This is a genomic window from Denitrificimonas caeni DSM 24390 (genome assembly GCF_000421765.1).
GTDB lineage: Bacteria > Pseudomonadota > Gammaproteobacteria > Pseudomonadales > Pseudomonadaceae > Denitrificimonas > Denitrificimonas caeni.
The window spans coordinates 134497-158868 of the sequence record NZ_ATXQ01000001.1 but is presented as its reverse complement, the minus strand read 5'-3'; the positions used below and the strand labels follow the sequence as shown (position 1 = coordinate 158868).

General features: G+C 48.7%; 22 protein-coding genes. 13 read left to right on the top strand and 9 right to left on the bottom strand.

The annotated features are described in order from the left end of the window. The first annotated feature begins 116 nt into the window (after positions 1–116). Both nosP and H591_RS0100695 read left to right on the top strand, forming a co-directional pair. On the top strand, positions 117–1283 hold the full coding sequence (gene nosP, locus H591_RS0100700) for a nitric oxide-sensing protein NosP (RefSeq protein WP_022965021.1): 1167 nt from the start codon (positions 117–119) through the stop codon (positions 1281–1283). Then, a complete protein-coding gene (locus H591_RS0100695; protein WP_022965020.1) occupies positions 1276–3855 on the top strand; it encodes a hybrid sensor histidine kinase/response regulator in 2580 nt (859 codons plus the stop codon). Before nosP ends, H591_RS0100695 begins: the two co-directional genes overlap by 8 nt. A 167-nt stretch (positions 3856–4022) precedes the next feature. On the opposite strand, the gene H591_RS0100690 is transcribed toward H591_RS0100695, so the two are convergent. The 6 genes from H591_RS0100690 to H591_RS0100665 all read right to left on the bottom strand — a co-directional run bounded on the left by H591_RS0100690 (position 4023) and on the right by H591_RS0100665 (position 9096). Then, complete coding sequence (locus H591_RS0100690) at positions 4023–4685, bottom strand: response regulator (protein ID WP_022965019.1); 663 nt, start codon at positions 4683–4685, stop codon at positions 4023–4025. A gap of 36 nt (positions 4686–4721) precedes the next feature. Beyond that, positions 4722–5270 (bottom strand): rhodanese-like domain-containing protein, encoded by a 549-nt coding sequence (locus tag H591_RS0100685; protein WP_022965018.1) that lies wholly within the window; start codon positions 5268–5270, stop codon positions 4722–4724. Positions 5271–5378: 108 nt separating this feature from the next. Then, positions 5379–6176: an ABC transporter permease gene (locus H591_RS0100680; RefSeq protein WP_022965017.1), complete on the bottom strand. Its 798-nt coding sequence runs from the start codon at positions 6174–6176 to the stop codon at positions 5379–5381. Further along, the gene (locus H591_RS0100675) at positions 6173–6904 is read right to left on the bottom strand and encodes an ATP-binding cassette domain-containing protein (RefSeq protein WP_022965016.1); all 732 of its coding nucleotides are present in this window, start codon (positions 6902–6904) and stop codon (positions 6173–6175) included. The genes H591_RS0100680 and H591_RS0100675 overlap by 4 nt, the downstream gene beginning before the upstream one ends. Continuing rightward, positions 6901–7860 (bottom strand): YVTN family beta-propeller repeat protein, encoded by a 960-nt coding sequence (locus H591_RS0100670; RefSeq protein WP_022965015.1) that lies wholly within the window; start codon positions 7858–7860, stop codon positions 6901–6903. The genes H591_RS0100675 and H591_RS0100670 overlap by 4 nt, the downstream gene beginning before the upstream one ends. A 57-nt stretch (positions 7861–7917) precedes the next feature. Then, complete coding sequence (locus H591_RS0100665; protein ID WP_022965014.1) at positions 7918–9096, bottom strand: ABC transporter substrate-binding protein; 1179 nt, start codon at positions 9094–9096, stop codon at positions 7918–7920. A 159-nt stretch (positions 9097–9255) separates the two neighbouring features. Here H591_RS0100665 and H591_RS0100660 point away from each other — a divergent pair, with 159 nt between their 5' ends. From H591_RS0100660 to H591_RS0100650, 3 genes are read left to right on the top strand one after another with little or no spacing between them, the layout of a single operon-like run. Continuing rightward, positions 9256–9693, top strand: a complete 438-nt coding sequence (locus H591_RS0100660; RefSeq protein ID WP_022965013.1) for a cupredoxin domain-containing protein — start codon at positions 9256–9258, stop codon at positions 9691–9693. Positions 9694–9718: 25 nt separating this feature from the next. Then, positions 9719–10969 (top strand): sensor histidine kinase, encoded by a 1251-nt coding sequence (locus H591_RS0100655; protein ID WP_022965012.1) that lies wholly within the window; start codon positions 9719–9721, stop codon positions 10967–10969. 2 nt (positions 10970–10971) lie between these two features. Then, complete coding sequence (locus H591_RS0100650; RefSeq protein WP_022965011.1) at positions 10972–11619, top strand: response regulator transcription factor; 648 nt, start codon at positions 10972–10974, stop codon at positions 11617–11619. A gap of 43 nt (positions 11620–11662) precedes the next feature. Here H591_RS0100650 and H591_RS0100645 read toward each other — a convergent pair whose 3' ends face one another. Together H591_RS0100645 and exaA are read right to left on the bottom strand one after the other, a co-directional pair. Then, entirely contained in the window at positions 11663–12304 is a 642-nt protein-coding gene (locus H591_RS0100645; RefSeq protein ID WP_022965010.1) for a pentapeptide repeat-containing protein, read from the bottom strand. A 74-nt stretch (positions 12305–12378) separates the two neighbouring features. Continuing rightward, the gene (gene exaA / locus H591_RS0100640; protein WP_022965009.1) at positions 12379–14238 is read right to left on the bottom strand and encodes a quinoprotein ethanol dehydrogenase; all 1860 of its coding nucleotides are present in this window, start codon (positions 14236–14238) and stop codon (positions 12379–12381) included. A 313-nt stretch (positions 14239–14551) separates the two neighbouring features. Here exaA and pedF point away from each other — a divergent pair, with 313 nt between their 5' ends. The 4 genes from pedF (at position 14552) to H591_RS0100620 (ending at position 17718) form a co-directional block, all read left to right on the top strand. Further along, positions 14552–14989: a cytochrome c-550 PedF gene (gene pedF / locus H591_RS0100635; RefSeq protein WP_022965008.1), complete on the top strand. Its 438-nt coding sequence runs from the start codon at positions 14552–14554 to the stop codon at positions 14987–14989. Next, on the top strand, positions 14989–15891 hold the full coding sequence (locus tag H591_RS0100630) for a substrate-binding periplasmic protein (RefSeq protein ID WP_022965007.1): 903 nt from the start codon (positions 14989–14991) through the stop codon (positions 15889–15891). The genes pedF and H591_RS0100630 overlap by 1 nt, the downstream gene beginning before the upstream one ends. Positions 15892–15935: 44 nt before the next feature. Beyond that, complete coding sequence (locus H591_RS0100625) at positions 15936–16688, top strand: quinoprotein dehydrogenase-associated SoxYZ-like carrier (protein WP_022965006.1); 753 nt, start codon at positions 15936–15938, stop codon at positions 16686–16688. 103 nt (positions 16689–16791) lie between these two features. After that, positions 16792–17718, top strand: coding sequence for a quinoprotein relay system zinc metallohydrolase 1 (locus tag H591_RS0100620; protein ID WP_022965005.1), 927 nt, complete (start codon positions 16792–16794; stop codon positions 17716–17718). Positions 17719–17807: 89 nt separating this feature from the next. Here H591_RS0100620 and H591_RS0100615 read toward each other — a convergent pair whose 3' ends face one another. Continuing rightward, positions 17808–19046 (bottom strand): ABC transporter substrate-binding protein, encoded by a 1239-nt coding sequence (locus H591_RS0100615; protein ID WP_022965004.1) that lies wholly within the window; start codon positions 19044–19046, stop codon positions 17808–17810. A 347-nt stretch (positions 19047–19393) separates the two neighbouring features. Here H591_RS0100615 and H591_RS0100610 point away from each other — a divergent pair, with 347 nt between their 5' ends. From H591_RS0100610 to pqqB, 4 genes are all read left to right on the top strand, one after another. Further along, positions 19394–21163: a methanol/ethanol family PQQ-dependent dehydrogenase gene (locus H591_RS0100610; RefSeq protein WP_022965003.1), complete on the top strand. Its 1770-nt coding sequence runs from the start codon at positions 19394–19396 to the stop codon at positions 21161–21163. Between the two features lie 268 nt (positions 21164–21431). Beyond that, entirely contained in the window at positions 21432–22952 is a 1521-nt protein-coding gene (gene exaC / locus H591_RS0100605) for an acetaldehyde dehydrogenase ExaC (protein ID WP_022965002.1), read from the top strand. Between the two features lie 354 nt (positions 22953–23306). After that, the gene (pqqA, locus tag H591_RS15795; RefSeq protein WP_084702526.1) at positions 23307–23378 is read left to right on the top strand and encodes a pyrroloquinoline quinone precursor peptide PqqA; all 72 of its coding nucleotides are present in this window, start codon (positions 23307–23309) and stop codon (positions 23376–23378) included. Between the two features lie 71 nt (positions 23379–23449). Beyond that, on the top strand, positions 23450–24364 hold the full coding sequence (gene pqqB, locus H591_RS0100600) for a pyrroloquinoline quinone biosynthesis protein PqqB (protein WP_022965001.1): 915 nt from the start codon (positions 23450–23452) through the stop codon (positions 24362–24364). Positions 24365–24372: the final 8 nt, after the last annotated feature.

Here is a 24372-nt window from a genome sequence, read left to right as displayed (position 1 = left end):
CTGATGCCTTCTGGCTTTTTTGTGATCGCTACTTTAGTAGGTACTGCTCGCGACTGAAGGCGCATGTGCTTCTTGCTGGATGCTTTTAAAATAGACACATACTAGGTGGGTGATTTATGGGTCTAAAAAAAATCTCATTTGATAATGAGGGTATTACGACAGCGTTTTCGTTTGCCAAACAAGCTGAAGCAGCAGCTCAGGATTTAGCACAACAGCTGCTTTGTTCTGACTTAGGCTTTGTCTTGTTTTTCTGTTCAGCTGAATATGACTTGCCAGCCTTATCTAAAGCCTTAGAAGCAGAGTTTTTTGGTGTGCCGCTGGTAGGTTGTACGAGCGCTGGTGAAATAACTTCTGAAGGCTATGCGCGAGGCTGTATTAGCGCGATTGGCTTTGATCATCGACACTTTTCTATCGCCAGTGTGTTAATTGATGAAATGGAGCGTTTCAGTTTATATGACGCCCAAGAGTTGGTTGAGAATCTCATCAGTGATTGCCGTGGTAACTCCTTAGCGCCGATTAAAGATCACAGCTTTGCCTTAACTTTGTTGGATGGTCTTTCCAGTCGAGAAGAAGTGGTTTTGGCCGCGCTCAGTGCGGCATTAGGCAGTATTCCGCACTTTGGTGGCTCTGCTGGCGATGACAATCATTTAACCCACACCCATGTGTATTATGACGGGCAGTTTCATAATGGCGCGGCAGTGGTGGTGTTAATTAATACCCATTTAGATTTTGAAGTCTTTACCACTCACCATTTACAGCCCTCCAGTGAAAAGCTTGTGGTGACCAAAGTTGATAGCGACTCACGGCGGGTACTCGAGTTCAATGCAGAGCCCGCAGCCAAAGAGTATGCGCGGCTGATTGGTTGTCGCTTGGATGAACTGGATATGCATCTGTTTGCGAGTCATCCACTGGCAGTCAAAATCAGTGAGAACTACTACCCACGAGCAATTCAACAGACGAATCCTGATCAAAGTCTGACTTTTTATTGTGCGGTGGAAAATGGCATTGTGCTGACCGCAATGAATACCACCTCCTTGCTTGAGAACGTCAATCAACTGTTTCAAGGGCTCAATCAGCGCTTGGGTGAGTTATTGATCACGATCGGTTGTGATTGTTTTTTACGTCGCTTAGAAATTGATAGTAAAGGCGGTCAGGCCGCGATCGAAGAGGTGCTGCGCAAGCAACATGTGGTTGGTTTTAACACTTACGGCGAACAGTGTAATGGCATGCACATTAATCAAACGTTCACCGGTGTAGCCATTGGACGACCAAAATATGCCTAACGCTGAACTTGTTGCACAAATACAGGCGCTGCAGCAGGAAAATAACAAGCTGCGACGCATTAATAACGCTTTGGTGGAGCGTGTCGAGTCAGGTACATCACAAAGCTCAGACGCCTATGCAGCTTTTCGTCACTCTGTGATTTTGGCTGAACAAGTACGTGAGCGTACTGATGCGCTGAATCAAACCATGGCTGATTTGAAAAACAGCAACATACTACTCAGTGATGCGCGGCAAAAGGCAGAAGTTGCGCATCAACATCTGATTGATGCAATTGAAAGCATCAGTGATGGTTTTGTGCTGTTTGATAACGATCATCGTATCGTTTTATTTAATCGTCATTTTAAAAAGTTCTGGGAAAAAAGTGCCTATCGTATGGATGTTGGCACCTATTTGAGTGAAGTTAGAAACGTTATTCATGAAACCGGACTCGTTGTAGAAAAACAGCGCAGCGGTCGCCAGCGGGTCTTGTACCGCTTACGCACTGGGCGTTGGTTACAAGTGACCGAACGACCAACGCAAGAAGGTGGATTGGTTATTTTGTATACAGACATTACCGAGCTTAAACACATTGAAGCGCAGCGTCGCGAGCAAGCTTTAGCGCAAAAAACCCATTTGCTGCAAAAAACGGTGGATAACTTGTCGCAAGGCGTTGCTATGGTTAACGCAGATGGGCTTCTCGAGTTGTGGAATCATCGTTTTTTAGAGCTATGTGATTTACAACCCATTGAGGCCAATCTAGCTTTTGCTGACGTGATGAACAACAGTTGTGCAACGTTACTGACCCCGCAAAGCCTGGGAGAAGACGGCGCGCCTTTACTGCAAAAAGAACAGCGTTTAGCGGATGGGCGAATGGTCGAAATTCGCACGCACCCATTACCCTTGGGCGGTTTTGTTAATACGTTTACCGATATTACCGAGCGTTATCAACATGCCGAAGCTTTGCGTAAAAGTGAAAACTGGATACGGTTAATTACCGACCACGTACCGGCGATGATCGCCTATGTGAAGAATGACTTCACTTATGAATTTACTAACAAGGTATATGAAGAATGGTATCGCTGGCCTCGCGGTAGCATTTTAGGGCGCAGCTTGCGTGAGGCGCATAGCGATGAGCACTTTATGCGTCTGGAACCTTATATTAATCGATCATTAAAAGGTGAAAGTTTAACTTTTGATGTGGCTGAATCGAGTGTGTTGGGTAAGCCTCGTTTTATGCAGCGCTCTTATGTGCCTAATCGACAAAGTAATGGTGAGATTTCTGGTATTTTCGTTTTAGTACGAGACATTACCGAGCGTCGACAAACCGCAGAAGCATTGCATCAAGCATATCAAAACCTTGAAGAGCGAGTGCGTGAGCGTACGGCAGAGTTGACACAGCTCAATTGCAAACTGGTTTCGGAAATTGAAGTACGCAAACAAATAGAAGTACGTCTGCGTGATGCTAAGCGCGAAGCTGAAGAAGCCAACTTATCGAAAACTAAGTTTTTAGCCGCAGTCAGTCATGATCTGCTCCAGCCATTAAATGCTGCGCGCTTATTTACCGGCTCATTATCAGAGCGTCCGGACTCACCTGACCGTAACACTTTGGTCAAAAATATCAGTAACTCACTGGAGGATGTCGAAAATCTATTAGGCACCTTGGTTGATATTTCTAAGCTCGATGCTGGAGTTATTAAAGCTGATGTATCCGCTTTTGCAGCCCATGAGTTGTTAAACAACTTAGCGATTGAGTATCAGCAGTTGGCTAAAAGTGTAGGGCTTAGGTTAGATTTTGTGCCCAGTTCGGTGCTGATTAAAAGTGATATTCACTTGCTGGCGCGCATCTTACGTAATTTGTTAAGCAATGCGATTCGTTATACCGAAAATGGTCGTGTGCTGCTGGGCTGTCGTCGCCATGCAGGGCATGTATCCATTGAGGTGTGGGATACCGGTATTGGTATTGCAGAAGATAAAAAAGAAGAAATATTTCAAGAGTTTAAGCGTGGTGATGTACAGCGCTTAAAGCAAGATCGAGGTTTAGGTTTAGGTTTGGCAATTGTTGACAAAATCACCCGTATTTTAGACCACCCAATCCAGGTCTCATCGCAGCCAAGCAAAGGCTCGGTGTTTTCTGTTGCAGTGCCATTAGCGCGTAAAGACGAGTTGCGGGCAACGCCTGAGATTGAATCATCGACATATCACTTAGATCGCCTGAGAGGTGCACGGGTGTGGGTGCTGGATAATGATCTGGCTATTTGTGTAGCGATGCGAGCATTGCTCGAAGGATGGGGTTGTGAGGTACAAACAGGCCTGTCTGAGGACGATTTAGCAGAACAAGTCGGCGGTTTTTGCTCTGCTGTTGATTTACTGATCGTTGATTATCATTTGGATAATGACGTTAACGGTGTTGATGTCGTGGTTAATATCAATCAGCAACGACAAACACCCATCCCGACACTGATGATTACGGCCAACTATAGCAATGAGCTGAAGCAAAAAATGCGCGAGTTAGGCCATACTTTGATGCACAAACCAGTCAAGCCAATGCGTTTGAAAACCGCGATGAATCATTTGCTGGATAACGAGCGCTAAGATCTGTGCACAATAACCTTTGTGTGCCCCTCGCTTTAGTCCGACAAATACATGGCAAGCAAGAATTGTTGCGTTGCGTTGCACTAGCTCTGCCGGCCTAAAGAATAAAAACAAGTTAGCTCACAAGCTGCTTGCAAAATGACCGCAGCGCGGGCGGTTAGAGGCCGTTAGCGGCGAAGGTAAGTAGAGAAATCAATGTCACCGACGGACAGAATGGCTTGCACACGGTTATGAACGTTGAGCTTTCTTAAAATAGCCGAGACATGCGCTTTAACTGTGGTCTCAGCAATGTCCAAATTATAAGCAATTTGTTTATTCGCTTCGCCTTTAGCCATACGCTCGAGCACTTGTAATTGTTTACGTGTCAGTGCCTGCAATAATTCTGGAGAGATAGTCGCTTCGCGCGGTGTACGCCGCGTGTTGGCTTGTTCGGAACGGATGATGTCAGCCGGCAAGTAAACATGCCCGTTTAACACTTGCTCGATGGCTGCGGTCATTTGCTCGCGAGGTGTAGATTTGGTGATAAAACCAACCGCGCCATAGGTAATGGCTTGTAAAACAATATGTTTATCTTGTTCTGCAGAGACAATAACCACGGGGATGGTGGGCGCTTCATTGCGTAAGCTCATAAGGCCGTTGAGTCCGCTCATGCCTGGCATATTGAGATCTAGTAAAATTAAATCAAGATCGTCGTGTTCACAGGCGAGCAGTAAGGTGCTGTCTAGGTCTGCGGTTTCGATGATAGTGCAGTCAGGAAAACCTGAACGAATCACGTTACAAATCGCCTCGCGAAACAGCGGGTGATCGTCAGCAATTAATATGTTGTACATGGTCAGTGACCTCGTTTTTGTATGCAAAGCGCAAGGTTAGCGAAAGGGTGCAGGTTGTGCTTGTTCTAAAGGTAAATGAGCTTGTTCCCAACCATCCGTGCCGTCACGTAACCAGTATAGGTTGTTATAACCAAAGGCGTTCGCGCGCTTGACTGCATTCCAACCCAACCAGCAGTCTGAGCGGCAGTAAAATACGATGGGGTGGGTTTTATCGTTTGCAGTTGCTTGCTCAAGATGTTGTTTACAGTAGTCCAACCATTGCTCTGAGAGTACGCCGTCACCGCAATTGGCTAACCATAAACTATTAGGCAGATTAGTATGCTCTTCTTGTAGAGTGAACTGGCCGCGTAACCATGGGTTGCGGTAGACATCCACTAACAGTAACTTTGGGTTTTTCTCCTGCAAAGTGTTTAATTCTTGAGGTGAAAGTGTTTGTGCATGCTCATGCGACTGCGGTGTCGGGCTGCGATACAGCGTGCTTCTATAGCCATCTTCAGTAAATAAATGACTTTCTTGAGCATGGCTAGTGATTACGCCCAATGGCAGTAATGTTAAAGCTAGGGCAGTCAATACTGTTTTCAACATGATTATTTCTCGCAGTTGTTAACTTCATTAGATGCAAAGCAGCAGTCTTTGGGAATGCTACAATGTGCTGCTTGGGCCGCTACTAAAGTACTGCTTTTATGTCGGTATTTACTTTCCGGGTGCTCTGCGCAGAGCGCTTCGCTTAGGGCTAAAGGTCAATACTGCCGCGGACAAACACACTACCGTAGTCGTCGCACAAACTATTAAAGCCAAAGGATTAAATTGTAAATACAACGCATACCGAACCAGCTCGACACCGTAGCTAAATGGGTTGAGTGCACAAATCCAATACAACCATAGACTGGCTTCTTGCATTTTCCATAACGGGTACAACGCCGAGGATAAGAAAAATAAAGGGAAAATCACAAAGTTCATCACCCCTGCGAAGTTTTCTAACTGGCGAATGCCATTAGAGAGCAGTAAACCGATAGCACCGAGCATTAGTGCCACCATCAACAATGCTGGTAATGCTACTAACAGGCCAAGTAAGGGTGGTTGTACGCCATAAAACCAGGTGATCGCTAAGAAAATATAAACTTGAATGATGGAAATAGAGGCGCTGGCCATTAATTTGCAAATCAGTAAAAAGCTACGCGGTTGAGGGCTAGTGAGAAGGATGCGCATGCTGCCCATTTCGCGGTCGTAGACCATGCTGAGCGAACTCTGCATGCCGTTAAATAATAAAATCATGCAGGCCAGTCCCGGCACAATGTAGGTTTCGTAGGTGATGTAAGTGTCGTAGGGGGCAATAATGGCGATGCCCAGCGCCGCACGAAAGCCAGCGGCAAACACAATCAGCCACAATAAAGGTCGGACTAAAGCGCTGAGCAGGCGGGTGCGTTGTTGCCAGAATCTCAGCCATTCACGAAAAAAAATACCCGACAGGCAATACCAATAGGCTTTCATTTTGGCTCCTTTTTCGTCAACTGTTGAAAAATAAGAGCTAAGGATTGCTGCTGATATTGGGCTTGGATTGCTTCAATGCTGCCGTTAGCCACTAAAGCACCTTGATTGAGAATTAGCACATGGTCTTCAGGTGCGATTTCATCCAGTAAGTGGGTAGTGGACAACACAGCAATATCGCGCTCTGCGCACAGACTGCGCAAATGCGCCTGCAATGCTTGCCGGCTGGCGGGATCCAGGCCTACGCTGGCTTCATCGAGTAGCAATAAGCGTGGGTTGTGCAATAGCGCGCGAGCTATCTCAACACGGCGGCGATGGCCGCCGTTAAGAAGACGCACTTTATCGTGCCGTCGATCACTGAGTTGCTGACGAGCCAGCTCGTCATTAACTCTTCCTTTAGCGTCAGAGGGTGAGAAACCATGCAGGGCTGCATGGTAACGCAAGTTTTGCTCAACGGTGAGATCCAAGTCTAGCGTGCTTTGCTGAAAGACTACGCCCAGTTCGCGTAAGGCTGAGCGCGGCGCGCGATTAAGATCATGGCCACTGACTTTGATCTGCCCCTGTTGGATAGGATAGAGGCAGGTGAGCAAGGAAATCAGTGTGCTTTTGCCCGCAGCATTAGGTCCGAGTAAAGCTGTTAGACGGCCTTTTGGACAGGTGAAATTAAGCCCATGCAACACTTGGCGAGCACCATAGGAAAAACTGACATCCCTGACTTCCAGGGCATTCATGGTGTCACCACAACACCCCAAGGGTAACGACCAACTTTAATTGACTTGGTGACTTTGAGGCTGTCGATATCAACCAGTGACACATCACCACTCACACCGTTGGTGGAAATCAGAGTTTTTTGATCTGGGGTGAAGGCCATATGCCAAACACGGCGACCGACCAGTAAGTAATCTAAAATCTCCCAAGTCTTAGCATCAACCACGGCAATATGATTGGCTGGACCCAGCGCGACGAAAGCGTAACGGCCATCGTCAGTCAGCTTGATACCGACAGGTTGGATTTTGTCAGGATGCACACCTTTGATTTCGAAGGTCATGGTTTTCAAAATTTCACGTTGGTCGACATCGATGATGGTCACCGTGCCGCCGATTTCCGCGCTGGCCCAGAGGCGTTTGCTGTCATTACTGAACTCGACATGACGTGGGCGTTGATCCACCAGCGTGTTATGCACAAGTTCATTGCTGGCCGTGTCAATCCAATGCAGCATATTGGTGGTTTCGCTGGTATTGACTGCCCATTTGCCATCAGGACTGACGGCCATACCTTCCGGCTCCACACCGACATCAATTTGGGCCATGACAATATTGCTGTCGACATCGACCACAGTGACCAATGCGTCGTCTTCGTTGGAGATGTAGAGCCATTTATTGTTGGGGTGTAAGGCAAATTGTTCAGGGTCATCGCCTGAAGCCAGCTCTTTAATAATGCTGTGATTGCTGAGATCCATCACTTGCACGCGATCCGAGTCGCTGGCGCAGATGTACAACAGCTTGTTGTCATGCGAGAGCAGCAGTCCGCGTGGGCGCATGCCGACTTCAAGGGTATCCGTCACGGTTTGCGTGGCCAGATCAATCACGCTGATCGTGTTGTCTTTCTCGTTAGAAACATAAGCAGTGGCGGCCAAGCTGGTGTGGCAGATCAGCATGAGGGCAGATAAAGGCAATAAACGGCGCATAGTGTGTCCTTCTTGTTATCAATAATTAACCGGCGAAACAGGCCGTAGGCGTTGTTGTCACAGGGCTTTGTCGCTTAAGTGGCAAGTGGTTTCTGCTTTGTCGAAACCTAAACTGTCCATTTCATTGTGTGGGTGCAAGTAGCCCTCTTGTGGTGAGGTGCTGACCAGTGAGCGCGGATGAACTAAGGCAATGGGCTGGCGTAATTGCCCGCTCCAAGGACGGAAGCTTAGTTTGCGACCTTTAAAACCATCGATGGGTAATTGATCACTGAGTGCCAATTGGCGTATCGCGGCAGGATCAACGTGTCCCAGTTTAGTTACTGCTGAAGCAATGCTGCGTACGGCAATCCAAGCGGCAAAATCGACACTATTCATCCAACGATCAGCGTGTTTTTCAAAGCGTTTTTGCAGCTGCGCTGCACCGTAGGTTTCAATGGTTTTGTGCCAACCCACTGGGGTTAAACCTTGGGTGCCGATTACCGGACGTGGCAGCCAAGTGTTGTAGGGCAAGTATTCACCAAAATCACCGGCTTTATCGGCCACCACCACTACGTCGTATTCTTTACTTTGAGTAAACAGCGGCATTTCGGCGCTGGCAGAGCGGCGTTGATCGCTGCTGAAGTCCCAGGTTTTTTCCGCGATTATTTTGAGGCCAAAGCGCTTAGCGGAGCGTCGTAGGGCATTCGCATAAGCTATGTCTTCAGGGGCTTGGCCAACAATTAACAGCCAGCGCTGCCATTGGCGCAACGCCATAAATTGTGCCAGCGCGTCAGTCAGCATGGCGTCACTGGGCAAGGTATGCAGAACATTGCTTAAGCAGGCGGCTTGGCGTAATTCATCGTCGGCGCTGCCCGCGTTAAACAGCAAACTGTCCGGCAATTGCGTGGCCAGTTGGCGTAATACTGACTGCGGTGCATTAACCACAAACAGGCGGGTTCCCGCGGCATGCTGTTCGAGAGCAGCTGCCAATAATGTTTCAGCGCTAGCCGAGATATCAGTGCTTAAGCTGTAGTGTTGCTTGAGAAAGCGCCCGGTGCTGTTGTTATCCACGAGGGCTAATTCAGCGCCGCGTAAACCTGTATCCGTCGGCTCTGGAATAACATTCGACAACAAAGGACGCGCTGCCGGCTGGTAGGCTAAATAGCCAATCGCAACCTCAAGATTTGTTGTGGTCTTGGTTGTCGCGTAACTGGCCGAAGTAAAGGCTAGGCTGATTAGAAATATTAAAGTGCGCATAGTAAAGATGTCCTCGCTAATTAAAAACCAGCATAGGAACAGTCTGTCGCGAAAGGAATATGCAGAAAGTACCAACTAGGCAGTACCAAGGTAGGAGATTGTTTGGATTGCGCTCTGATTAGCATGGTCTTGTCATAAAAATAACTAGGAAGACAGACTATGAGTTTTTTAAAAGCGACAACGTTAGCAGTAGTGTTGGTGTCAGGCATGATTGGACTGGATAGGGTTCAAGCTGCTGGGGATTTGACCACCAAGCCTCAACGTCTACCAGATCTAGTGATGGGTTCTGAGCAAAGCGATTACAGTTTCACGGAAAAAAGTTATCAGTTAGAAACCGGTGGCTCTTACCGTTTGAAGATTATTTCTAACGGGCAAAAAGAATGTGCCTTCCAAGCGCCACAGTTTATGCAGTCCATTTATTTACGCAAAGTTGAAGCCGGTGGCATTGAAGTCAAAGCCGTTATGTTGACTGAGCTTGAATTTGAGGACGCTGGCCAAGCTGAAATGTTCTTTGTACCGATTAAGCCGGGTCGCTATTCCTACTTCTGCAAAGGTCTTGAGAGTAAAGGCATGCAAGGCGAGTTTATTGTTAAGTAATCTATAGCGCGCTGGGAGCAGGCAAATGTCGACGTTATGGCGCATTAATGTTTATGTGACGCTATTCTTTGCTGCAGTAGTCAGTGTTTGTTTAGTGGTGTTATTGCGTCAAGCGGAAGCCGATGTGCAGCGTGAGTTAGGCGCTGCACAGGTGTTGGTGGATTATCTGGCCGAAGCCGCGCCAAATGATCCAGAACGATTTGTTCGCTTAGAAGGGTATCTAAGGCATGTGCGACTGGAGTTGGTAGCGGCCGGAGAAAGTAGCACCTTAAATGCAACACAGACACATGATCGCTTAACTCAGTTTTTATACCCACAACCGGCACCTTTGCATCGGATTGCCTTGTCTGATGGCCGCGCTTTGTTGTTGGCCATTGATCCGCAAGATGAAGTCGAAGAAGCGCAAGACTCGATCGTGCAGTTGCTGGGCGTTTTTGCTTTAGCACTGATTATGAGCTTGCTGGCCATTCGCTGGGCAGTACGTCGCGGCCTTTTAGTTTTGGATGACGTGTTGTTGGCGTTACAGCAGATTGGTGAAGGGCAGTTAGCCGTTCGTTTGCAAACCTATCCGCTGCGTGAAGCAGAACAGTTAGCCGAGCAATTTAATAAAATGGCTGCAGCTTTGCAGTCCGCTCAAGCAGAAAATAGTCAGCTGACCAGAGCGCTATTAAATTTACAAGATACTGAGCGCAGCCGCCTGGGGCAGACCCTGCATGATGATTTAGGTCAGTATGTGGCGGGCATGCGCGCACAAATTAAGTTGCTGCAAGTTGTGCGCGAGCAGCCGCAGACCGTGTTGTCAGTGGCACAGGTATTAGAAGAACATGGCCAACAATTACAAACCGGTTTTCGCTGTTTGGTGCGTGATTTGTATCCGGCCATGCTCGATCACCTGAGCGTCGCGCAAATGTTGGAGCACCTGCAAGAGCACTGGCAACAAAGCCATGGCGGTCAATGCCGGTTGCATGTTTTCAATACGCTGCCGCTGTTAACAGTGGCACAAAAAAATCAGTTGTACCGTTTTCTGCAAGAAGCCTTAACCAATGTCAGCCGGCATGCGCAGGCGACTGAGGTGCAGATTTGGATGCAATATAAGGCTGGCGCTGTGCGTCTGTTGCTGCGTGATAATGGCAGTGGCTGCGCGGTGCCGCATCAAGGTCTGGGTTTGCGCTCGATGGCCGAGCGCGCTCGAACCTTGGCGGCTCAGTTGCATATTCAAGCGCGCAGCAAGCGTGGTTGGAGCATTTATCTTTATCTACCAATGGTCGGAGAGTAATAATGAAAATCTTATTGGTGGATGATCATGCTGTGGTGCGTCAAGGCTATGCCAGTTTGCTCAAAGCCTTGCTGCCTGAAGTGCAGGTCGATGAAGCAGGCAGTGGCGAAGAGGCATTGTCAGCGGTGCCCTTGTTAGGCCCGCATTTAGTGGTGCTGGATATTGGCTTGCCGGGTATCAGTGGCTTAGAAACCTGTCGACGTTTACGCCAGCGTTTACCACAATTGCCGGTGTTGTTTTTTAGTATGCATGATGAGTTGTCTTTGGTTCGACAGGCCTTAGATGCAGGAGCTACGGGTTATATCACTAAGAGTTCTGCGCCGGATGTTTTGGTTGAGGCGGTGCGCCGTACCTTAGCTGGGCAGATGTATATTGAGCAGGGACTGGCCACCCAACTCGCCAGTCAAAAATACACTCAGGGTGCTATCGATCCGCGTTTACAAAGCATGACCCCTAGAGAAATGGAAGTCTTTGTGATGTTGTCGCGTGGATTGCCCACTCAGAAAATTTCCAAGACGCTGTGTATCAGTAATAAAACCGTGTCCAATTACATGACGTTACTCAAGCATAAGTTACAAGTCACTTCACATGTTGAATTAGTGCATCTAGCCATTGATACCGGGGTGTTGCGTATTGGTGAAGCCAGCTAATAGCTGAAGGAATAACCGCTATTAGCTGTGCGCGATGTGTTGTTTACCAATCAAGCGGACATCCTGTACAGCCTTCCATGAAGGTTCCTAAAAAAGTTGCATAGTGCCGGCGTGCGCCGGTCATATTAGCTTTGGCCATATTGGCTTCGCTGAGTTTAGACTCTTGCATATTGGCATCAATAAACGTGGCTTTACGCAAATCGCTTTTGTTCAGCCAGGCCATTTCTAAGTTAGCTGCATTAAAGTTAGCGCTTTGTAAATCAGCGCCAGAGAAACGCGCGAAATCTAAATTAGCCCCGCTAAAATCAGTGTTTTTACCTTTTGCGCCTTGCGCCATTAACGCCCAGCCAGTGATTGCAATCAGTTTAGTGTTGCTCAAGTTAGCGCCGCGTAAGCTAGCTTGTTGCAAGCTGGCACGAGTCAGGTTAGCACCGGTTAAGTTGGCTTGATTGAGGGTGGCCAGATCCAATTGCGTGTGACGTAAGTTGGCACCGGATAAGTTGGCTTTGTCGAAGTTGATTTTTTTCAAATTCATATTGCTGAGATCGGCATTACGCAAATCCATGCCAGCACAGTTACTGGCGGGTTCAAGCTTACAGCCATTGATTGTTGGGACATCGTCTTGATTGGCGCAAACGCCGGTGCTGATCACCAGCGCTAAAGCAGTTAAAAGATGGCGTTGCATATCGAGTTCCTCAGGAAAACCGCTGCTATGCCAGCACAGCAGCGGTGAGTGTTAAATGAATAGACTAAGCGCTATTACTTGTTGTCCCACTCGGGCAATTTGAACACCCAGAATGAACCGCCCTGTGCCACAGGTTTGGTCAATTCCGCCATGTCACCGCCCCACAGTGGTACAGCGCCGCCGTAACCTGAGGTCACACCGATATACTGCTGACCATCCATTTCCCATGTTACTGGTGGTGAAATCACGCCACTACCGGTTTGGAATTTCCACAGTTCTTTACCGGTTTTCGCGTTAAAGGCTTTGAAGTAACCGTCACTGGTACCGGTGAACACGAGGTTACCTTTGGTGGCCAATACGCCAGCCCACAAGGGTAATTTCTCTTTGTGTTCCCAAGCAACTTTACCGGTGGTTGGATCCATCGCACGTAAGATACCGACGTGGTCATCAAACAGACGCTTGATACGGAAGCCTTGACCTAAGTAAGCCGAGCCTTTTTTGTAGGAGACTTCTTCAGTCCAGTAGTCTTCTTTCCAGTGGTTCGCTGGTACATAGAACAGACCAGTGTCTTGGCTGTAAGCCATTGGGTTCCAGTTTTTACCGCCTAAGAACGGTGGAGAGACTTCCACTGACTTACCGCGCGTCTCGCCTGGTAGTGGTTTCTCTGGACGCTGGCCTTTACCTTCAACTGGACGACCGGTTTCTAAGTCGATGTGTGAAGCCCAAGTAATACCGTCAACAAATGGGAAGGCATTTTTCAGCTTACCGTTGTTGCGATCAACGACATAGAAGAAACCGTTACGGTCAGCGTGCGCTGTGGCTTTGGTGACCTTGCCGTTTTTGTCTTTGTGATCAAACAGCACGAGTTCGTTGTTACCGGAGAAGTCCCAGGCATCGTTTGGTGTGTGCTGGTAGAACCATTTCACTTCACCGGTGGTGGCATCAACGCCGACTTGGCCTGAGGTGTAAAGGCTGTCGAAATCTTTAGGATCCCCACCATCAGCGGTACGCTCCCAGCCGTTCCAAGGTGCTGGGTTACCGGCACCAACGATAATGGTGTTGGTTTCCGCGTCAAAGCTGGCGCTCTGCCATGGTGCTCCACCGCCTTGGCTCCAGGCTTCTTTTTTTCCAGTTGGGTGGTTTGGATCATCTGGCCATGACGGTGCTTTGACATCGCCGGTCGGCGTGCTGTCTTTACCGTTGAGGCGGCCCATATGGCCTTCCACAAAGGGACGCATCCACACTTCTTCACCGGTGTCGGGGTCACGGGCAAACAGTTTGCCGACCACGCCAAACTCATCGCCGGAGCTGCCGTGAATCAGCAGAACTTTGCCTGTTTTGGCATCTTTAGCCATGGTCGGTGCGCCGGTCATGGTGTAACCCGCAGCGTGATCACCAAACTTCTTGTTCCAAACCACTTTACCGGTTTCTTTGTTGAGTGCGACAACACGCGCATCAAGTGTGCCGAAGAACACTTTATCGCCGAAGATAGCTACGCCACGGTTGACGACGTCACAGCATGGGCGGATATCGTCAGGCAAGCGGTGGCTGTAGTTCCACAGGCGTTTGCCGGTTTTTGCATCGAGTGCCCAAACCCGCGAGTAAGAGCCCGTAACATAAATAATGCCGTCATGAATCACAGCTTGAGACTCTTGGCCGCGTTGTTTTTCATCACCAAACGAGTAGGTCCAAGCCGGCGTCAGCTTGAACACGTTGTCTTCGTTAATTTTGGTTAATGGGCTGTAACGCTGTGCGTTCGTGCCCATGCCGTATTGCAAGACGTTGCTGGTGGTCAAATGGTCTTGGGCAATATCTTCCCAAGTCACTGATGAGGCAAAACTCAAGCTTGAGCCCAGTAAGGTGGCGCCTAAGATTAAGCCCTTGACGGCGAGGGCTAGGGGTTTGGCAGAGCTGGGTAATTGTTTTTTTATCATTGCTGTACTTCCCGTGGTTGCATGTTGTGAGTCTTGCGACAGATATGTGCGCAGTGACGGTATCCATGGTGTGAAAGTACGAGAGCGATGCATACGGAATATTTCCCGCCGGCAACGGGAAATATTCCCAGCGGGTAGCTCAATTGGCAGTGCTTCTAAAGCCATTTTCTATATGTCTTTTAAACTAGTACTAAGGGCCTGGTTCTCGACAACTAAAGCAGCGTTCTACTCTGAGGGAGACATTTCTAACATGAAAACCAGTGTTTATATGGATGGCGAAAGCCTTGCGTACATTTAAATAATGGTGGGAATGATGAACAACAAAAATACAGTTTTGGCTACTTTGGTTGCGACATGTCTAGGTTTTTCTACTGCGTTGTATGCGCATGGTGATGTGGTACCGCAAAGTGTCAATACCGGTGAATTAGAAACAATCGGTGAAGAGTGGCTGGATGAAAACCCCTATCGAGCACCCAATGAGCAAAACGCTTTGGCTATAGACATTGGCTCATCGGCTTACAATCAAAACTGTGCGCGTTGTCATGGTCTAGAAGCACAGTCGGGTGGCATTGCCCCTGACTTGCGTCTGTTAGAGCCAGGCCTTGACGGTGATGATTGGTATAAAGAACGAGTGATCAATGGTGCAGTACGCAATGGAGCGGTGTATATGCCAAGAATGGCGGATTATTTAAGCCAAGAAGCACTGTGGGCAATTCGTACCTACATCGAAAGCCGTCCTCTGCCGGAGTAATGATGATGCGTCGAATCTTATTGTCTGTGTGTGCTTTCTTAAGCTTGTCGCTAACCTCCCAGTTGTTTGCGGAAAGTATTAGCACGCCAGTGCGTACATACGATGACATGATTGACGCAGGCACGCTGAAAGTGGCTGTTTACGAAAATTTTGCGCCCTATAGTTTTACAGTTGATGGTCAGGCTAAGGGCGTTGATGTTGAATTGGCTGAGCAGGTTGCGCAGGAATTGGGTGTTAGCTTAGAGCTGCTCTGGGTTGTTCCAGGTGAAAAAATTGATGATGATTTGCGCAACTTTATTTGGCGTGGTCATTACTTACGTAAAGACATTCGCGCTGATTTAATGCTGCGCGTGCCTTACGATCGTGAATTCTCCAATCGACGCAATGAACTGGGTGAGTTGGTTAACGAGTTAGTGGTGATGTTTGGTCCTTATCAGCGTGAACGCTGGCTCACCGTGTACAACAGCCGCCGCATCAAAAGCCTGGAAACAGTCGGGGTGTTTCAGTATCACCCAGTCGGTGTCGAAGATGATTCAGTGCCTTCGTTTTACTTGCTCACCGCCTTTGCTGGGCGTCTGAGCTCCAATGTTAAGCACTTTGTCAGTCCAACTGCGGCGTTTGCCGCCATGCAAGACGGCAAGGTCGATGCGGTGATGGCGATGCGCGGTGAGCTGGAATGGCTGCTCAGTCAAACCAAGGATGCGCAGCTGAAAAAATCTGACGCCGCCTATCCCAATTTAGGTCAATCGACTTGGGAAGTGGGTATGGCCGTGCATGAAAGTAATCGCCAACTGGCCTATACCGTCGAAGCACTGACTGAAGCAATGATTGCCGATGGGCGTATGCAGGCGCTATATGACAAGTACCATTTAAGTTATGAGAAGCCTGAGATGTACCAATAGCTTAAATGCAACAGTGGTTCCCATAGTGTAAAGCTGGAGGTGGTATGAAACAGCGTATGGTCTGTGCCTTAGTCTTGTCCCTGGTGTCGTGCTGGGCCAATGCGGTTGAGGGCGATCCGCAACCTTCAGTAATGTGGGAGTACTTTCACGAGCGTTTACTCAACAATGCTGAGTTTGTCTTTGATGAGAAGGTTCAGGTCAGCGTGCCGCCTTTTGCCGAAGATGCGCGGCAAGTCCCTGTCGAAGTCGACGCTAGAGCGTTAACTGGTCGCGTCGAAAAAATCATGCTGTGGGCTGAGCTTAACCCCATTCCACAAGTGCTGAATGTCTATCCCAGTGCTGAATTAGAAAAGTTTCTGGCGGTGCGCATTCGAGTAGAACAGGCCACGCCGATTCGTGCGGCATTTTTAATGGATGATGGTATTTGGCACGTCGGCTCAGCACGGATTGAGGCAGCCGGTGGTGGTTGCACTGCACCCAGTGTAGTCAGAGCGCAGGAAGGCTGGGAGGATCATCTCGGTGAAATCTTAGGTGCGCGCTTTAATACCGGTGATAACAGCCGTTTACGTTTAAGCGTCTCGCATCCTATGGACAATGGTTTAGTCGATTCCATCCCTGAGTTCTATCTCGATCAGGCTGAGCTACGTGATCTTTCCGGTGCGGTGCTGGCGCGTTTAGAGATATTTTCTGCGATTAGTGAAAATCCCACCATTACCTTAGGGATTAAAGGTCAGCCAGAAACGCAACTGTGGCTGCGTGATAACAACGGCAATGAGTTTACTGCACATATTCCATAGGCCACTGCGCTTCGCCGTTTTTGTATGCAGTGCTTGGCATGGTTTAGCGAGGCCTGCTGCAGTGATTTTTGCAGCGTAGTGTTTTGTCGATTGAGGTGATGTTATGCGTTACTTATTTATATTCTGTTGCAGTTTTTTCTTGAGTCTTAGCGCGGTTGCGGACTATCAATTAACACCGAAGAAAATTGCTGAAAACACTTGGTTAGTCGAAGGCTCAACGGACAACTTCAGTCTGCATAATGGCGGTAATATCGTCAATGCAGCCTTTATTGTAACTGACCACGGTGTGGTGGTGGTGGATACCGGCCCTTCTTTTGCCTATGGCAAAGTCTTGCGTGCAGCGATTGCCAGTGTCACTGATAAGCCGGTAATCCAAGTGTTACTGACCCATCATCATCCTGACCATGTGCTGGGTAATCAGGCCTTTGACGATGTGCCGATTGCGGCTTTAGCCGGCACTAAAAAGCTGCTGCAAGAGCAAGGCAACTATATGGCGGAAAACATGTATCGCGTGGTCGGCGACGCGATGCGTGGTACCGAGGTGCTGTTGCCGACGCAACTCGTCGAAGAAGGCCTAATGGAAATTGGCGGTCATCCTTTGCGTCTGCTGAGTTTGACTGGGCATACCGGGGCTGATTTGGCTATTTTAGATGAGCGCACTGGGGTGTTGTTTGCTGGAGATTTAGTGTTTTATCAGCGCGCGTTAGCCACTCCGAATACTCCAGGGCTGGCAGCTTGGCTAGCTGATATTGATACGTTAGAGAAACTACCGTGGAAACTGATTGTGCCAGGGCATGGGCCGCTGGCCACTGATCATCAACCCTTTGTGCAGATGCGTGATTACTTAAACTGGTTGGACAGTGCTCTGCGTGAAGCGGCGCAGGCTGGGCAGGATATGAATCAAGTCCTAAGAATGCCTATTCCAGAGCGCTTTGCTGGGGTCAGTTTGACGCGTTATGAATTGATCCGTACGGTCAGTCATCTCTATCCACGCTATGAGCAGCAACAGTGGCAGCGATTGGATCAATAAGCATTAACAGCCATTAGATAGCTTGATGGTCAAAAACCTCCAAGTGTTGCTCAGGTAATCTTGAAGGTTTTATGTGGCCTGCAGTTGCCTCAGTCTAGGGTTAAATGCTCGCCGCGCTCTTGCTGCCAGTCGTCCAATGATTGCACCGCATCTTGGCCTTGCATGCGATGGATGATTTCAAAGTAATCTTGTTTGAGAGGATCCTGCATAATCTCCGCACGCGATTTAACCCGAATCGCGTAGATGTCTTGTACGTTTTGGTGGTCAAAACCACGCCACTGCTGCGGGCCCTTAAGCAGTTGATAGCTGTGGTCTTCGAGCGCTTTAATAATGCTCTCGCTATCTAAACTGTGGGTGCGTTGCACGGCGTCAGCCCATTGGTACACCACGCTATAAGCCGACGCGGCGGCACTGCCGGGGTATTCACTATAGCGCTGGGTATAATCCTTAACGAAGGCGCGACCTTTTACGCTGTTTTCCAGTGCGGGTACGCGCCAAGTCCAGGCTTGGGTGCCGATCACGCCAGTCATGGTTTGCGCGCCAAGGTTCTGGATCAGTGTGCGGCTTAAATTGGGAATAATAATTTGTACTTGGTTATTTAAACCCATGGCATGCACAACGCGCATGGCGTGCATAACATTTTGCCCTTGCAGTACTAAGACAAGGATATCGGCTTGGCTTTTCTGTGCCTTGATCAGTGCTTGCTTGTATTCGGCATGACTGGCATTGACAGGGTTTAAGCGGGTGAAACTGTGTTTGGCGCGATCTTGACTGGCGGTGGCTAAGCGCAACGCTGCCTCCATGCTCAGCCCCCAGGTGTCGTCGCTAATAATATAGTGATAGCGCTGGCGTGGCATGTGCCAGGACAGGTATTCACCGAGTACTTGCGCACTCATCCAGTCGTTATTGGATTCGCGAAAAATATAACGGTGGCCTTCGCGTCCGGTGACCTCATTGGCGTAACTGAGCAGGGCAAAATACGGCAAGCCTAACTCGCGGGCACGCCGTCCAGCGGCGATCGCTTCTTCGCTGGTAGCACCGCCAAAAATCATTTTCGCTTCACTGCGAAAAAACTCATCGACATTACGTTGTGCTTTTTCAGCGCGCGAGGCGCTGTTTTTGCTGAGCAGCTGCAGTGGGCGGCCCAGCACTCCGCCGTTATGATTAATGTGTTCAATGGCCAACAGCGAGCCTTGCATCAGCTCAAGGCCCTCGGCTTTATAGTTGCCGGTGCGCGGGAAATTTAAGCCTATTTTAATCGGCTCATTGGCCAGCACGCTGATGGGTAATAGACACATGATTAAAGCGTGAACAATCGGTTGCTTCACTGCTATTCCTCCTTTTGAGTGAAGTCTGTTTTTTAGTCTTATTGCGGACGTTAACCCATGCTCTGTTATAGCCAAGCGCTTAGAACTTTAGCCTTGGCCACGGTGTAAGGCTTTAGTTGACGGTCTTGGTTTGCTGGGCGTAATCAGGCGCGAAGGGCAGCCATTGGCCAGAGTGCGAGGGGCGGTATGCAGTGCAATTGTTCGCTCTGCACAGTGAGGTGTTACTACTAACGTAGGTGTTAACTAGGTATTGAGGTCAATTGTTGTAGAGCCTGCTGCAGCTAAGAATCTATATCGGTTCGGGATTATTTCCCGATCACAATAATAACGTTGTAGAGGTGGCCATAATGAAACGCACAAGACTGCATCAAATGTTTGCTCTATCCGCATTATGCGGCGCAATGCTGCTACACAGTACCGGTGCTGTGGCGGTAACTGATAAAGAAATTTTAGACGATGCGACGACGACGCATCAGGTTGTCAGTAATGGTTTAGGTTTAGCTGGGCAGCGTTATAGCCCCCTGAATAAAGTCAACGTCGATACCGTGCAGCAATTGCGTCCGGTGTGGGCTTTATCCTTTGGCGGTGAGAAGCAGCGCGGACAAGAATCACAGCCCATGATTAAAGACGGCGTGATGTATGTCACCGCCTCCTATTCACGTGTTTTCGCAGTCGATGCACGTACCGGTAAAGAGTTGTGGCAGTACGACGCGCGTCTACCAGACGGCATTATGCCGTGCTGTGATGTGATTAATCGTGGTGTGGCTTTGTACGGCGATTTAGTGATTGTCGGTACCCTTGATGCCAAGCTCGTCGCGCTCAATAAAGACACTGGTAAAGTGGTGTGGCGTAAAACTGTTGCGGATTATAAAGCTGGATACTCCATTACTGCCGCGCCAATTGTGGTGAAAGGCAAGCTGATCACCGGCGTTTCTGGTGGTGAATTCGGTATCGTTGGTAAAGTTGAGGCCTATAACCCTTTGAATGGTGATTTGATCTGGACGCGTCCAACCGTTGAAGGCCATATGGGTTATGTCTGGAAAGACGGTCAAAAAATCGAAAGTGGTATTTCCGGTGGGGAAGCCGGCAAAACATGGCCAGGCGACCTTTGGAAAACCGGTGGCGCAGCCCCGTGGCTGGGTGGTTCTTATGATGCGGAAACCGATTCTTTACTCTTCGGTACCAGTAACCCGTCACCTTGGAACTCGCATATGCGTCCAGGCGACAACCTGTTTTCCTCTTCACGTTTAGCACTGAACCCGGATGATGGTTCGATCAAATGGCACTTCCAAACCACACCGCACGACGGCTGGGACTACGATGGTGTCAACGAATTAGTCTCCTTTAGCTATCAAGAAAACGGCAAAACCGTGAAAGCAGCAGCGACAGCTGACCGTAACGGTTATTTCTATGTTTTGGATCGTACCAACGGTAAGTTTATTCGTGGTTTCCCATTCGCCGATAAGATTACTTGGGCTAAAGGCTTGGATAAAGATGGTCGTCCCATCTATGACGAAAGTAATCGCCCTGGAGCGCCGGGTGCTGAGAAACAAGGCAGTTCAGTATTTGTTGCCCCTGCTTTCTTAGGTGCGAAAAACTGGATGCCAATGGCTTATAGCCAAGACACCGGTTTGTTCTATGTACCGGTCAATGAGTGGGGCATGGACATCTGGAACGAAGGTGTGACCTATAAAAAAGGCGCAGCCTACTTAGGTGCTGGCTTTACCATCCGACCACTGAATGAAGATTATATTGGCGTGTTAAAAGCCATTGATCCGAAAACTGGTAAAGAAGTATGGCGTTATAAAAATAACTCACCGTTATGGGGCGGGGTATTGGCGACCAAAGGTAATCTGGTCTTTACGGGTAACCCTGAAGGCTTCTTAATGGCCTTTGATGCAAAAACCGGTAAAAAGCTCTATGAGTTCCAAACAGGCTCAGGTGTACTGGGTTCACCTGTGACTTGGGATATGGATGGCGAGCAATATATTAGCGTCGTTTCAGGTTGGGGTGGCGCTGTACCATTATGGGGCGGTGAGGTGGCTAAGCGGGTTAAAGACTTTAACCAGGGCGGCATGGTCTGGACCTTTAAACTGCCAAAAGAACATACCAAATAATTTTGTAAGTGTTCTTTAGATACAACAAAACCGGCTTGTCCGGTTTTGTTGTATCTGCACACCGCGTGTTGGCCACTCATTCATGTGGGCATGCGCAATTTGTCGGCCTGAAGACCAATCTACTATCTTACAAACGAGTTCTATCTAGTTCTAAATAACTAGATTTTCTATGCCTAGGGTGCATTCGTCTGGCTGTGGAGAGTGGCTATTATCGAACCATAACCTGCCCGCGGTTGGCGCAGGCACTGAATACAACGAGGATGCTCTCATGATTTATGCACAACCAGGTACTCAAGGTTCTTTACTGACCATTAAACCGCGCTACGGCAACTATATCGGTGGACAGTTCGTGCCACCGGTCAATGGTGAGTACTTTACCAACACCACACCAGTAACCGGTGCAGTTGCCGGTGAGTTTCCACGCTCAGATGCTGATGATATCAATCTTGCCTTAGATGCAGCTCACTCAGCTGCAGCCGCTTGGGGTAAAACTTCGGCGCAAGATCGTGCTCGCGTTCTGTTAAAAATTGCAGACCGCATGGAAGAAAATTTAGAGCTACTGGCTGTCGCAGAAACCTGGGACAACGGTAAGCCGGTGCGTGAAACGCTTAACGCAGATATTCCCTTAGCTGCCGATCATTTTCGTTATTTTGCCGGCTGCTTACGTGCCCAAGAAGGCTCCGCTGCAGAAATCAATGAACATACTGCTGCCTACCATTTTCATGAGCCACTTGGTGTGGTTGGGCAGATTATTCCGTGGAACTTCCCGTTGTTAATGGGCGCTTGGAAGCTCGCGCCTGCATTGGCGGCGGGTAACTGTATTGTGCTTAAACCAGCAGAGCAGACGCCCCTCTCTATCAGTGTGTTGATGGAGCTGATTGGTGATTTACTACCGCCAGGTGTGCTTAACGTTGTCCAAGGTTTTGGTCGTGAGGCGGGTGAGGCTTTAGCCACTAGCAAGCGTATTGCCAAAATCGCATTCACCGGATCAACGCCAGTTGGTTCGCATATTATGCATTGCGCTGCTGAAAATATTATTCCAAGCACCGTTGAGTTGGGCGGTAAATCACCGAACATTTTCTTTGAAGACATCATGAATGCAGAGCCTGCCTTTATTGAAAAAGCGGCTGAAGGTTTGGTGTTGGCATTCTTTAACCAAGGTGAGATTTGCACTTGCCCATCACGCGCGTTGATTCAAGAGTCGATTTATGAGCCCTTCATGGAAGTGGTCATGAAGAAAATCAAGCAAATCCGTCGTGGTGACCCGCTCGATACCGAAACGATGGTAGGTGCGCAAGCGTCTGAGCAGCAATTTGAAAAAATTATGTCTTACATGGACATTGCTAAAGAAGAGGGCGCGGAGCTGCTAACCGGTGGTCAAGTTGAGCACTTGGGTGGTGATTTGGCCAGTGGTTACTATATTCAGCCGACCTTGCTTAAGGGTCATAACAAAATGCGTATTTTCCAAGAAGAGATTTTTGGGCCAGTGGTTGCCGTGACAACCTTTAAAGATGAAGCGGAAGCCTTGGAAATTGCTAACGATACCGAGTTTGGTCTAGGCGCAGGCTTATGGACGCGTGACATTAACCGTGCCTACCGTATGGGTCGTGGTATCCAGGCGGGTCGTGTTTGGACCAACTGCTACCACCTCTACCCAGCGCATGCTGCATTTGGTGGTTACAAAAAGTCTGGCGTGGGACGTGAGACCCATAAAATGATGCTCAACCACTATCAGCAGACCAAAAACCTATTGATCAGTTACGACATTAACCCTTTAGGCTTTTTCTAAACGAGGTTGAGCTCTACCTAGCTGTGCCTGCTGTGTGGACTACTGCAGGCGCGGTGTAGTTAAGTGTGACTCCGAAATGTTTGTATCTTAGATAGGATGCGAACCCTGTCGACAGAGAAGTAGGTCCCTTGCCCCTAAGGGTGTACCCCGCATAACTTACTTTGTTTTAGTCGAGACGCAGCCAAAAGGCTGCGTTTTTTTTTGCTCTAAATATAGTGTTTACCTGCCAGAACAAAGCAGTGCGACCAATGGCAGCAATAAACGGTCCCAAAGTACCGTTTTTTCTAAGACGCAACAGCGCTATTAATAGAGGTACCGGAATTGCCCGGTCTTAATAAGAAAGAGGAATCAATCATGTGGACTAAACCTAGCTTTAATGATCTGCGTATTGGCTTTGAAGTAACGATGTACATCGCAAACCGTTGATGCATCACGCTTCATGTTAAACGTTAAACGATCAGGCCCCAGCTCTGCTGGGGCTACTAAGGAAAAACATCATGTACATTCAAGTATTGGGTTCAGCAGCTGGTGGTGGTTTTCCGCAATGGAACTGCAATTGTCATAACTGTCATGGATTGCGCAAAGGCACTTTAAATGCTGTGCCACGTACACAGTCTTCGATCGCTATTAGTGATGATGGTGTCAACTGGATTTTATGCAATGCTTCGCCGGACATTAGAAGCCAGCTTGAAGCATTTCCCGCCTTGCAGTCTGCGCGTCAAGCACGCGACACAGCGATTGCAGGGATTATTTTACTCGACAGCCAAATTGATCATGTAACCGGATTACTGACCTTGCGTGAAGGCTGTCCGCATGACGTCTGGTGCACCGACATGGTGCATCAAGATTTAACCTCAGGCTTTCCCATCTTCAATATGCTGGCGCACTGGAATGGTGGGCTTAATCACAAATTAATAAGCCTTGATGGCAGCGCTTTTACCGTGCCTGCCTGCCCAGCCTTAAGCATTACCGCGGTGGCGTTGCGCAGTAATGCACCGCCGTATTCACCGCGTCGTGATGATCCGCACCCAGGCAATAACATTGGCTTGCTGATCGAAGATACGCGCAGCGGTAAAAAAGTCTTTTACGCACCGGGCCTGGGTGAGATGGATGACAATCTGCGCCGCATCATGGCCAGTGCTGATTGTTTATTAGTTGATGGCACGGTTTGGCGTGACGATGAAATGCAAGTCTATGGCGTTGGCAGCAAGCTTGGCAGCGAAATGGGTCACCTTGCGCAAAGTGGGCCAGGCTGCATGCTCGAAGTGCTAGCGGACTACCCAAACGCACGGCGGATTTTAATTCATATCAACAATACCAACCCTATTCTAAATGAAGACTCCGACGAGCGCGCGCAAGTGCATGCTGCCGGTGTTGAAGTGTCTTATGACGGAATGAGTATTCAACTCTAGGAGCCTGC